The organism is Pseudomonas asiatica, from assembly GCF_009932335.1.
Lineage (GTDB): Bacteria > Pseudomonadota > Gammaproteobacteria > Pseudomonadales > Pseudomonadaceae > Aquipseudomonas > Aquipseudomonas asiatica.
In genome coordinates, this window is sequence record NZ_BLJF01000003.1 from 109,068 (window position 1) to 120,472 (window position 11,405).

The window sequence follows — 11,405 nt, forward strand, 5'->3', positions numbered from 1 at the left end:
GCCGGTACTGCACGCACCCAGGGTCAGGGCGTCGGTATCGCGTCTTCGTTCAAATAGGTCTGGGTGGCAGCTCCTTTGAGGATCAGTTGCGCCGCCTTCTCGGCGATCATCAGGGTGGGTGAACAAGTATTGCCGGAGGTGATCTGCGGCATGATCGAGGCGTCCGCCACGCGCAGGCCAGGGATGCCGTGCACGCGCAACTGGTTATCCACAACGTCCAGTTCGCCATTGCCCATGCGGCAGGTGCCTACCGGGTGGAAGATGGTGGTGCCGATCTTGCCGGCGGCTTCGAAAAGCTCTTCTTCGGTTTGCAGGGCTAAACCCGGCAGGTACTCCTTTGGGTCGAACGCAGCGAGGGCAGGGGCCTGGACGATACGCCGGGTAAGACGAATGGCATCGGCGGCGACGCGCAGGTCCTGGGGGTCGCTGAGGTAGTTGGGGTCGATCAGCGGCGTGCTGTTCATGTCGCTGCTGCGGATATCGATACGCCCGCGGCTGGCCGGGCGCAGGTTGCACACCGAGGCGGTAAAGGCCGGGAACGTGTGCAGTGGTTCGCCGAATCGCTCAAGTGACAGCGGCTGCACGTGGTACTGCAGGTTGGCGGTGGCCTGCTCCGGGCTTGAACGCACGAATGCACCCAGCTGGCTCGGGGCCATGGCCAGCGGGCCACTGCGGTCATAGAGGTAGCGCAGGCCCATGCCCATCTTGCCCCACAGGCTGTTGGCCATCTGGTTCAGGGTACGGGAATTGCGGATCTGGTAGATCAGGCGCAGCTGCAGGTGATCCTGCAGGTTGCCGCCAACACCGGGCATGTCGTGACGCACGCCAATGCCCAGGCTTTCCAATAACTGCCGCGGGCCGATGCCGGAGCGCTGCAGGATACCGGGAGAGCCCACAGCACCCGCACAGAGGATGATCTCGCGACGTGCCGCAAACTCGTGCCAGGCACCCTGCCAGAACGCCTTTACCGCCCGTGCACGGGTGTTGTTGAGCAGCACCTGGTCAACCTGAACGCCGGTCAGCACGGTGAGGTTGGGGCGATCCTTGATCGGCCGTAGAAAAGCCTTGGAAGCGTTCCAGCGCACACCGCTGCGCTGGTTGACCTGGAAATATCCACAGCCCTGGTTGTCGCCGGTATTGAAGTCCTCGACCTTGCCGATGCCGCTTTGCTCGGCGGCATCACGGAAGGCATCGAGGATCGGCCAGCTATAGCGCTGGCGCTCGACCCGCCATTCGCCATCACCACCGTGGTGCTCGCTGGCGCCGGCAAAGTGGCTTTCGCTGGCCTTGAACAGCGGCAGTACGTCCTTCCAGGCCCAGCCGTCGTTGCCTTGCTCGGCCCATCGGTCGTAGTCGGCGGCCTGGCCGCGCATGTAGATCATGCCGTTGATCGAGGAGCAGCCACCCAGCACCTTGCCGCGTGGATAGCCCAGCGCACGACCGCCCAGGCCGGGCTGCGCCTCGGTCTTGAAGCACCAGTCGGTGCGCGGGTTGCCGATGCAATAGAGGTAACCGACGGGGATATGGATCCAGGGATAGTTGTCGCGCCCACCCGCTTCCAGCAGCAGCACTCGGCAGGAAGGATCGGCGGACAAACGATTGGCCAACAGGCAACCGGCGGGACCGGCACCTACGACCACGTAGTCGAAGACAGAATCGGCTGATGGCATGTGCAACCTCGGGCCTGATTATTATTCTTGTCCCGATCCATCTTAGTGAGTAATTTCGTGGAGGAAACACGAGATTTCGCGCAGCCGCTGTGCGTTTTAGCACAGTGGTAAGTCTGTGCTGGCCTCTTCGCGGGCACGCCCGCTCCCACAAGGTAACGCGATCCCTGTGGGAGCGGGCGTGCCCGCGAAGAGGCCGGAACGAACTGCCAAAAAGGATCAGCATGTTCGACTGGAACGATCTGCGGTTTTTCCTCGAGTTGCAGCGCAGCGGCCGCCTGCTTACCGCCGCCAAGCGCCTCAACACCACCCACAGCACCGTGGCCCGGCACATCGAGAGCATCGAGCAGAGCCTGGGGACTGCGCTGTTCGTGCAGCATGCCCAGGGCTATGAACTGACCCCCTCGGGCCAGGCCCTGCTCAAGCACGCCGAAGCCATGGAAAACGTCGCCCTGCTGGCGCAGGAAGAAATCACCCAGGCCATCACGCCGCTGGGCAAGATTCGCCTGGGGGTGACCGAAGGCATCGGCATCATGTTCTTCACCCCGCGCATGAATGCGCTGTTCGACCGCTACCCCGGCCTGGAAGTGGAGCTGGTGGCAGTGCCGCGCTTCGTCAGCATCCTCAACCGCGAGGCGGAGATCAGCATCCACCTGGAGCGGCCCAACGCCGACCTGCTGATCACCCGCAAACTCACCGACTATCGCCTGGCCCTGTACGCCAGCCAGGACTACCTGGATCGCGCGCCCCCGCTGCGCAACCGCGAGGACCTGGCCCGGCACAGCTGGATCGGCTACGTCGACGACTTGCTGTTCAGCCAGGAACTGCTGTTTCTCAACAGCTTCTGTCGGGCCCCCAACGTGGTGTTTCGCAGCACCAGCGTGATCGCCCAGCAAACCGCCGCCCGCGCCGGGTTGGGCATCGCCGTACTGCCCAACTACATGGCCCGCCACGACTCGACGCTGGTGCGCGTGCTGCCTGGCGAAACCATCCAGCGCAGCTACTGGATCTGCACCCGCCGCGAACTGCACAAGTCAGTGCGCCTGCGGGTAGTGTGGGACTACCTGCTGGCGCTGTGCGCGGCAGAACAGAGCGAGCTGCTAGCCCAGTAGCGCCTTGCCGGACAGCAGCAGGGCCGCAGCCCAACCGGCCACGGCAAACATCTGCTGCAAGCGCGGCCCGGCCAGCCTGGCCGCCAATGGCCGCGCCAGCAGCAGGCCGAGCACCGCACCGACGGCGAACGGGGCGCCAACCTGCCAGTGCATGACCCCTGCGAGGCTGGCGCTGACCACACTGCCGGTGGACACCAGCGCGATCACCGCCAGCGAAGTGGAGACGATGCTGGCCATCCGCAGGTTGGTGTAGCGGTTAAGGGCCGGGATGATGACAAAGCCACCGCCCACGCCCAGCAGGCCGGACAGCAGCCCTGACAATGCGCCGGTAAAGGCCAGGGCGCGCGCGCAGGGCAGGGTCCAGCGCAAACGGCCCTGCAGCGGGTTCAGCACGCAGGGTTCGATGTAGCGATGGGCATCATTGGCTTCGCCGCGCAGTTCCTTGGCCGCCTTGCGCCAGATACGCAGGCAGGCATACACCAACACCCCGGCGAACACCAACTGCAGTGGCGTGTTCGGCAGGCGGTGCGCCAGCGTCAGCCCGAACGGCGCCGCTGCCACACCGATCAATGCGATGAACAGCGCCGCCCGGTAGCGCACCAGGCCCTGCCGCAAGCCCAGCACAGCACCCACCGCTGCCGCGATGCCTACGGCCAGCAGGCCGACCGGTGCCGCCTCGACCATCGACAGCCCCAGGCCGAACACCAGCAAAGGCACTGCGAGAATGCCACCGCCGGCACCGGTCAATGCCAGCACGGCACCGATGATCGCGCCCAGGCCCGCTCCCAGTATTTGATGTTCGATCACTGCCGACCCTCGGCTACCAACGGCTGTGGCCGTGCCAACCACTCGCGGCCCTTGAGCATGCCTTTCCAGTACAAGGGTGGCAGCACCTGCGCCTTGAGCAACCAGGCCAGACGTGTCGGTTTACGACCATCCAATAGCCAGTTGGGGAAGCTCGGTGCCAGCTTGCCTCCATAGGTGAACTCGGCCAGCACGATCTTGCCGCGCTCGACGGTGAGCGGGCACGATCCATAACCATCGTACTGGGCCATGGTAGGCAGCCTGCCCAGGGCCACCAGTACATTGTTGGCCACGACCGGAGCCTGCTTGCGTGCAGCGGCGGCGGTCTTGGCATTGCTGGTATTGGCCACGTCCCCAAGGGCATGGACATTGGTGAAGTGGCGATGGCGCAGGGTATGCGGATCGACATCGACCCAGCCGGCGCTGTCGGCCAAGGGACTTTCACGAATGAAGTCCGGTGCCACCTGCGGCGGTACTACATGCAGCATGTCGAAGGCCTCGATACGCGTTTCGTTGCTGCCATCGGCCAATGTGCGCACGAAGGTGGCGCGCTTGTTCGGACCGTCCACGGCGACTAGGCGGTGGGAAAAATTGAGGTCCACGGCGTACTTTTCGATGTACTTCATCAATGCGGGCACGTAGTCCGCCACACCGAACAATACTGCGCCGGCATTGAAGAAACTGGCTTTCACAGCCCCCAGGTGACCATGCCGCAGCCAGTGGTCGCAAGACAGGTACAGCGCCTTCTGCGGCGCGCCTGCGCACTTGATCGGCATGGGCGGCTGGCAAAACAGGGCTCGGCCTTGCTTGAGCTTCTGTACCAGTTCCCAGGTGTAGGGCGCCAGGTCGTAGCGGTAGTTGGAGGTGACGCCGTTGAGGCCCAAGGTCTCGCTGAGGCCATCAATGGCCGCCCAATCCAGTTTGAGGCCGGGGCAGACCACCAACTGTTCATAACTGATGGCGCGGCCGCCTTCGAGGAGGACCAGTTGGCCCAGCGGGTCGAACCCCTGCACACGTGCGTTTATCCAGCGAACGCCGCGCGGAGTGGTCGAGGCCATAGTGCGAGCAGTGCTTGGCGCCATGAACACACCGGCACCGACCATGGTCCAGCCGGGCTGGTAGTAATGCACTTCGGCGGGGTCGATCAAGGTCACATCCAGCGACGGGTCACGGCTGATCAAGCTGGAAGCGGTGGCGATTCCGGCGGCGCCGGCACCGACGATGACCACTTTGTGGTGATCGGTATTGGCAGGGGACAACAAGGCAGGCATGGCGGTAAATCCTGTAAATCTGGTTATGGGGCAGGGCGGTCACAGCTTGTTCAGCGGTATCTTCAGGTAGCTCACACCGTTATCTTCCGGCGCGGGGAACTGGCCGCTGCGCATGTTCACCTGCACCGAAGGCAGGATCAGCACGGGCATGTCGAGGGTCTTGTCGCGGGCTTCACGCATGGCGACGAAGCTGTCCTCATCGATGCCCTGGTGGATATGAATATTGTTGGCGCGCTGCTCGGCCACGGTGGTGACGTACTGCATGTCACGGCCACCTGGCAGGTAGTCGTGGCACATGAACAGCCGGGTCTGGTCGGGGAAGGCCAGCAGGCGACGGATCGAGCGGTACAGGGTGCGAGCATCAGCCCCAGGGAAGTCGCAACGGGCGGTACCGTAGTCGGGCATGAACAGGGTGTCGCCGACGAACACCGCTGTCTCGCCGGCGTCCTCGATCATGAAGCTCATGCACGCAGGTGTGTGCCCCGGGGTGTGCAACGCACGGGCATGCAGGTTGCCAATGCGGAAACCTTCCTCGTCCTCGAACAGCACATCGAACTGGCTGCCATCGCGGGCGAAGCCAGGCTCGGCGTTGAACAGGGCACCGAACACTTTCTGTACCTGGGTGATATGCGCGCCGATGGCGGTATGGCCGCCAAGCTTTTCCTTCAAATAGGCCGCCGCCGAAAGGTGGTCGGCATGCACATGGGTTTCCAGCACCCACTGCACGTCAGCTCGCAGCTCCTTTACCCGGTTAATCAACTGGTCCGCCGAAGCAGTGCAGGTACGCCCCGACTTGGGGTCATAGTCCAGGACACTGTCGATCAACGCACACTTGCGCGTTTCGCCGTCCATGACCAGGTAGCTGATGGTCGAGGTCGCCTTGTCGTAAAAGGCGTCCACGTGCAGGTTGTTGCCGATGATCATCGCGTTCTCCAATTTATCCGCCCAGCCTTGTACAGGCGTAGGCAGTGCCAGGAGGTTTATCAAGATGCATGCCAGGCATTTTCCTGCGCTTGGGCCAATGAAACCGGCCCGTTGCTGACAATTGCCGACGACAGTGGCAGCGCAGATGGCAGTCGACTGTCAGCCAATGGCAGTGTTTGGCAGTCCTTGTTACCCTGCGCCGGTCATCCAATCGGTGCCGTCATGCCTGAAGCCCATCCCCTCATCCTAGCTTTGGTTTCCTATCTTGAGCACGATGCCCTGCCAACCATCGTGCTGGATACCGACTACAACATCCTGGCGGCCAACGCTGCCTATCGCCGCCAGTTCGGTCGCCACGAGCAGGCGCCGCTGGGCGAGAAATGCCACAAGGTCTCGCACCACTACGCCGTGCCTTGCGACCAGGCCGGCGAGCATTGCCCGATGCGCAAGGCGTGGCACAGCAAGGCACCGGAGCGGGTTTTGCACATTCATCACACGCCACGCGGCCCCGAGCATGTGGATGTAGAGCTGCGGCCGATCCTGGATGAACAGGGCAGGGTGGTGGCCTTTGTCGAACGCCTGACCAGCATCACCCTCGCGTCGGCGCAGCCTCAGGAACAAGGGCTGGTCGGCCGCGCGCCAGCATTCAAAGCGGCCCTGGCCAGCCTGCAACGTGCGGCACCGGCGCAGATCCCGGTGTTGCTACAGGGTGAGTCGGGTACCGGCAAGGAACTGTTCGCCCGTGCGGTGCACATGGGCAGCCCCAGGGCCAACGGCCCATTGGTGGTGGTCGACTGTACCGGCCTGACCGAGTCGTTGTTCGAGAGCGAATTGTTCGGCTACGAGAAGGGCGCGTTCACCGGCGCCAATCAGCGCAAGATCGGCCTGGCTGAAGCGGCGCATGGCGGCACTCTGTTCCTCGATGAAATTGGCGAGGTACCGCTGGCGATGCAGGTGAAGCTGCTGCGCCTGATCGAGTCCGGCAGCTTCCGCCCGGTGGGTAGCCTGCGCACGGTGCATTCGGATTTTCGCCTGGTGTCGGCAACCCATAAACCGCTCAGGCAAATGGTCGCGGACGGCACCTTCCGCGAAGACCTGTATTACCGCATCAGCGGCTTCCCGATCCGTCTGCCGGCGTTGCGCGAACGCGTAGAGGACCTGCCCTTGCTCGCCCAGAGCCTGCTGCAGCGCATGGCAGGCAAGCCGACGCCCAGGCTGAGCGACGAAGCTTTGCAGCAGCTTGGGCTGCATCCATTCCCGGGCAACATTCGCGAACTGCGCAACATTCTGGAAAGGGCGCGCTTGTTTGCCGATGACGGGCTGATCCGGCCCGAGCATTTGCCGGAGGATATCGGCCCAGCGGGGGCGATCAAGACAGGTGGCCGGCGCAATCACCTGGGTGAGCTGGCGCAGGCACTGGAACAGTTCAAGGGCTCGCGCAGTGAACTGGCCCGTCACCTTGGCCTGAGCGAGCGCACCCTATATCGCCGGTTGAAGGAGCTTGGCCTGAATTGACGCGTTGGCTGTGCTGGCCGTATCGCCGGCAAGCCAGCTCCCACAGGTACAGTACAGGCCCCGAATACGGCGCAATACCCGCTCCCATAGTGATGGCGCTTCACGGACCTTTACCGGACCTTTACCTCTGTCCTGACATTAAGCGGGAATGATTGTGGTCTGATCAGTTAACCGAACCTGGCAACCAGTCAGCTCCCGCCAGGCGTCAACATGCAGAGGACCGCAAAATGAAGAAAACCCTGACCGTGATCTGCGCCGCGCTCATGCTCAGCGCCCCCTTGGCCAGTTTCGCGCAGCCAGGCCCACCTGACCGGCATGATGGCGGCCCATCGCACCAGGGCAACCCACCGCATGGTCAGCCACAGTACCAAGGCCGACATGACAATGGCCGCGGTCCCGCCTACCGCGACCCGAACTTCCGCCCACAACAGGGCATGCCGGTTCCGCATCAGCAGTGGCAGCGTGGCCATGTGGTTGACCCGCATTATCGTGGCGACCGTTACTGGGTGACCGACTGGAAAGCACGCCACCTGTATGCGCCACCGCGTGATCACCGTTGGTTGTATGTGAACGGGGACTATGTGCTGGTGGCTATTGCCAGTGGTGTGATCGTCAACGTCCTCAGCGGTTACTGAATACCTGTTCCACGTGGAACGTTGAATCGTTGTCGGAGCGACTCTACCAACCCTTGCGTGCAGTCCCACCATGGGACTACACTACCAAACATGAAGATCATCGCCATCAGCCAGTTGAAAGCCTTTTGGGAAACCTACCCAAACGCTGAACAACCACTACGCGCATGGGTCGACGAAGCCAGGAAAGCGACATGGACGAGTCCTGATACCATCAAGAGCCAGTACCGTAACGCAAGCATCCTGAAAGGCAGACGCGTCGTCTTCAATATCAAAGGGAACGATTACAGGCTGGTGGTAGCCGTTGCCTACCGCTTTGGAGCGGTCTACATCAAGTTTGTCGGAACGCACGAGGAGTACGACAAAATCGACGCAAACACTGTGGAGATGGAGTGACTATCAATGAACATCCGCCCAATCCGCACCGACTACGACTACCGGGCAGCACTCAAGGAGATCTCTCCGCTGTTCGAGAATGAGCCAGAACCTGGCACACCCGAGGGAGACGCTTTTGAAGTCATGATCACCTTGATCGAGGCTTACGAGAGCAAGCATTTTCCGGTGGAGCTGCCAGACCCGATCGAGGCCATCAAGTTTCGTATGGAACAGTCCGGCCTAACCGCTGCCGATCTGGCTCCTGCCATAGGTAAGACAAACCGGGTCTATGAAGTGCTAAATCGTAAGCGTTCATTGACGCTGCCAATGATTTGGAAATTGCACGAAATGTTTGGCATTCCGGCTGAAAGCCTGATCAAACCAATGAAGACAGCTTGAAGCCAGCTGTCCACACTATTTGTGGAAGAGCGAATAAGCCTTGGAGGAATAGGGAAAGGTCACTAGCCTAAGAACCCGCTTCCCAAAGCCAACTATCATGGTCCCACTCCACTCGGCGCAGTTCCTCAACAACGTCATCTGAAAAATCGCCGAAGGTCTCCTCCCGGCACACCGAGAGACCGCGCCCATACAAACGATGGATGGCTTCCACTTGAGGGGCTACGCCGCTATCAACAATCACCAAGTACGGCAATTGGCGTAGATTAGGCGGCACTAGAGAAGTTTCATAGTGGCCAGACTGTCCGTCAGCCGATACCCCATCATCTTGTAGCCTATTTTTCGCTTCTCCCACATTCGCATTAATGCGACGTTGCCCTCATCAACAAAATCGATGACTTGTACATCAGTCTTGGCGGTGTGCGTTCGATGCAATCGACCAGTGTATTGCTGGAGGATTCCCCGCCAGGAAATGGGCATAGCCAGCACGAGTGTATCCAATGCAGGATGATCAAAGCCCTCACCAATCAGTTTTCCCGTAGCAAGGAGGACTCGAGGCGTGTCTTCAGACAAGGATTCAAGCTCTCCAAGACGGGATAATCGCTGCTTCTTGGGCATTCTTCCATGAAGGGTAAAGAGGTTTTCAATATACGCCTTCAGTGCCTGCTCTAAGGCATCCACATGCTCCGTGCGTTGCGTCAACACTAGTACTTTTCTACCTTGCTCATAGGCTGAGCGGATCTCTGAAACGATCTGCGCAGTACGCCCCGGGTCGTCGGCAAGTCTTTTGAAGACCTCTTGTATTCCCGCACCATCAGATACAGGAACCGGACCACTAAGCATCCGAGGAGTGACTGACAAATCGTGGGGGGCATTTTCTGGTCGTGCCGCAGTATGCCGAATGGGACCGCACTGCATGAAAATAATTGGCTGCTGTCCGTCTCGGCGGATGGGTGTAGCAGTCAGACCAAGCACATAGCGCGCGGGGGCGCTTCGTAGTAATGCTTCAAAGGAGACCGCAGAGAGGTGATGACACTCATCCACAATAATCTGACCGTAATTTTTGATCAGGTCACTGATTTCACCTTTCCGCGAAAGTGACTGCATCACAGCGATATCAATCAGCCCGGTTGTCTTAGGCTTTCCACCGCCAATCGTACCGACTACCTCCTTTCCTACGCCCAAGAAGGTCTGTAATCGGGCTTGCCACTGCCGAAGCAGTTCCGTGCGATGCACAAGTACCAGAGTGTTAACTCTACGCCTGGCAATTAGAGCAGCGGCGGTTACTGTTTTACCAAACGCCGTTGGGGCGCAAAGTACTCCTGTGTCATGCGGAATCAGTGCAAGGATTGCCGCGTCCTGATCTGGACGTAATGCACCCAAGAATTTGACCTCGAGGGCAGCGCCAGCAAAGCGTTCATCCTGAAGTTGCGGAGTGATCTTGTGGTCTTTTAAGAGATCCTCTACCGCATCCCAACAGCCGCGAGGAATCCCAATATGCAGAGGGAAATTTTGAGCGCAGCCAATGACTCTGGGTTTATTCCAAACCGATAGCCGCATTGCCTGCGCCTTGTAAAAATCAGGGTTTTGAAAAGCCGCAAGCCGAATGAGCTGGTTAGCCAATGGCTGGGGTAGCTGTGACTTCTCAAAATAAATCAGGTTAGCCAGCGTAACGTTGAGGGTATCTGGTAAAGGGCATGTCAGCGACCGGGAAGTTGGCTCACGATGTTTCCAGGGTTCGGCTTCACTCTGCTCGTCAAAAAAAGCAACACCCAAAGGATCTCGATTGCCCATGGCTTGATTGATAACCGGCTGGATGCTTTCTGGACTCATCCGCCGAACAGAAGCCAGGAACCCCCATTGATCGGGATACGGTTCCAGTGAGTCGTCGACAAAAACACTGTGATTGTTTGCCCTGGCTCGCTTCTGCAGCGGCAGAGCAATCAGGTTGCCGAACCCACCCTTGGGCATAAAGTCCTGATTCGGGAAGAGCCTGTCGTACGAACTGAGTGACAGCTGTCGGGTGCGCTCGCAAGCATGACTTATGATCGCGGCTCCCAAACGGCGGGCGTCACTGGCAGGCACTTTGTCTTGGAAGAAAATCCACGCGTGTGCCCCATTGCCAGAACGCGAGATTTCCAGAATTACAGGAACATCGAGAGAACGGCCAGCATGCACAAACGCCAGCGCATCCTCTCGCCAGTCAGCTTCATCGAAATCGACAGCTAGGAAGTGACACGTATCATCCGAAAGCAGCGGATAGACCCCAACCACAATAGTCCCTGAGAGGTGACGATAAATGACCTCGTCGTTCACTGGTAGGAGTTGACGCTTGCCACAATCACCGCATTTGATAAGTGGCTTTTCACAGATTCCGGGCCGCCATTCATTGGCACAGGCAGGTGCATACCCAGACTTGCCGCCTCTACTTTCCCAGCGCAACGGGTAGGTGTCGATACGTCCTTTGAACAAGCTACGGAAAAGAGCGAGTTTGCTATCAGTATCAAGGTTGGTGAGCGGCTGATTACCCAGTACCGGCATACATACAGACTCAGCTGGAAGCTGCCACTCAATGCCATGCGCCTCAAGCAAGGCTACAAGTCGCTCATTCTCTGCCCGCAATTTTGCAACCAGCGTGGAATCGCTCACTGCTTAGAAGCCTCTGTCGCTGAACAGGTTGCTAACCTAGTTACGGGTAGGCTATCAGCC

At 60.0% G+C, this 11,405-nt stretch carries 10 protein-coding genes; 5 read left to right on the plus strand and 5 right to left on the minus strand.

Features of this window, described 5'->3' with window-relative positions; genetic code table 11:
- Positions 1 to 23 precede the first annotated feature (23 nt).
- Complete coding sequence (locus GYA95_RS23095) at positions 24 to 1,670, minus strand: GMC family oxidoreductase (RefSeq protein ID WP_015268433.1); 1,647 nt, start codon at positions 1,668 to 1,670, stop codon at positions 24 to 26.
- A 221-nt stretch (positions 1,671 to 1,891) separates the two neighbouring features.
- Between GYA95_RS23095 and GYA95_RS23100 the strand changes: the two genes are divergently transcribed.
- Positions 1,892 to 2,779 carry a LysR family transcriptional regulator gene (locus GYA95_RS23100; RefSeq protein ID WP_015268432.1) on the plus strand — a complete coding sequence of 296 codons (888 nt, stop codon included), beginning with the start codon at positions 1,892 to 1,894 and terminating at the stop codon, positions 2,777 to 2,779.
- Here the strand turns inward: GYA95_RS23100 and GYA95_RS23105 are convergent.
- From GYA95_RS23105 to GYA95_RS23115, 3 genes are read right to left on the minus strand one after another with little or no spacing between them, the layout of a single operon-like run.
- Positions 2,768 to 3,586 carry a sulfite exporter TauE/SafE family protein gene (locus GYA95_RS23105; protein WP_015268431.1) on the minus strand — a complete coding sequence of 273 codons (819 nt, stop codon included), beginning with the start codon at positions 3,584 to 3,586 and terminating at the stop codon, positions 2,768 to 2,770. The two genes, GYA95_RS23100 and GYA95_RS23105, sit on opposite strands and share 12 nt — an antisense overlap.
- Entirely contained in the window at positions 3,583 to 4,854 is a 1,272-nt protein-coding gene (locus GYA95_RS23110) for an NAD(P)/FAD-dependent oxidoreductase (RefSeq protein WP_015268430.1), read from the minus strand. The genes GYA95_RS23105 and GYA95_RS23110 overlap by 4 nt, the downstream gene beginning before the upstream one ends.
- Positions 4,855 to 4,893: 39 nt before the next feature.
- Positions 4,894 to 5,778: an MBL fold metallo-hydrolase gene (locus GYA95_RS23115; protein ID WP_015268429.1), complete on the minus strand. Its 885-nt coding sequence runs from the start codon at positions 5,776 to 5,778 to the stop codon at positions 4,894 to 4,896.
- A 222-nt stretch (positions 5,779 to 6,000) separates the two neighbouring features.
- On the opposite strand from GYA95_RS23115, the gene GYA95_RS23120 reads away from it, so the two are divergent.
- From GYA95_RS23120 to GYA95_RS23135, 4 genes are all read left to right on the plus strand, one after another.
- The gene (locus GYA95_RS23120; protein WP_015268428.1) at positions 6,001 to 7,293 is read left to right on the plus strand and encodes a sigma-54 interaction domain-containing protein; all 1,293 of its coding nucleotides are present in this window, start codon (positions 6,001 to 6,003) and stop codon (positions 7,291 to 7,293) included.
- A 227-nt stretch (positions 7,294 to 7,520) separates the two neighbouring features.
- Positions 7,521 to 7,928: an RcnB family protein gene (locus GYA95_RS23125; protein ID WP_015268427.1), complete on the plus strand. Its 408-nt coding sequence runs from the start codon at positions 7,521 to 7,523 to the stop codon at positions 7,926 to 7,928.
- Positions 7,929 to 8,018: 90 nt separating this feature from the next.
- Entirely contained in the window at positions 8,019 to 8,321 is a 303-nt protein-coding gene (locus tag GYA95_RS23130; RefSeq protein WP_015268426.1) for a type II toxin-antitoxin system HigB family toxin, read from the plus strand.
- Positions 8,322 to 8,327: 6 nt separating this feature from the next.
- Complete coding sequence (locus tag GYA95_RS23135) at positions 8,328 to 8,699, plus strand: helix-turn-helix domain-containing protein (protein ID WP_015268425.1); 372 nt, start codon at positions 8,328 to 8,330, stop codon at positions 8,697 to 8,699.
- A gap of 273 nt (positions 8,700 to 8,972) precedes the next feature.
- Here the strand turns inward: GYA95_RS23135 and GYA95_RS23140 are convergent, their stop codons facing one another.
- Entirely contained in the window at positions 8,973 to 11,345 is a 2,373-nt protein-coding gene (locus GYA95_RS23140; protein WP_043935155.1) for a TOTE conflict system archaeo-eukaryotic primase domain-containing protein, read from the minus strand.
- Positions 11,346 to 11,405: the final 60 nt, after the last annotated feature.

What these genes read in the sequence shown, in the direction of transcription:
- GYA95_RS23095 (WP_015268433.1), bottom strand. Translation starts at nt 1,670, where the DNA reads ATGCCATCAGCCGATTCTGTCTTCGACTACGTGGTCGTAGGTGCCGGT.
- GYA95_RS23120 (WP_015268428.1), top strand. Translation starts at nt 6,001, where the DNA reads ATGCCTGAAGCCCATCCCCTCATCCTAGCTTTGGTTTCCTATCTTGAG.
- GYA95_RS23130 (WP_015268426.1), top strand. Translation starts at nt 8,019, where the DNA reads ATGAAGATCATCGCCATCAGCCAGTTGAAAGCCTTTTGGGAAACCTAC.
- GYA95_RS23110 (WP_015268430.1), bottom strand. Translation starts at nt 4,854, where the DNA reads ATGCCTGCCTTGTTGTCCCCTGCCAATACCGATCACCACAAAGTGGTC.
- GYA95_RS23125 (WP_015268427.1), top strand. Translation starts at nt 7,521, where the DNA reads ATGAAGAAAACCCTGACCGTGATCTGCGCCGCGCTCATGCTCAGCGCC.
- GYA95_RS23135 (WP_015268425.1), top strand. Translation starts at nt 8,328, where the DNA reads ATGAACATCCGCCCAATCCGCACCGACTACGACTACCGGGCAGCACTC.
- GYA95_RS23100 (WP_015268432.1), top strand. Translation starts at nt 1,892, where the DNA reads ATGTTCGACTGGAACGATCTGCGGTTTTTCCTCGAGTTGCAGCGCAGC.
- GYA95_RS23115 (WP_015268429.1), bottom strand. Translation starts at nt 5,778, where the DNA reads ATGATCATCGGCAACAACCTGCACGTGGACGCCTTTTACGACAAGGCG.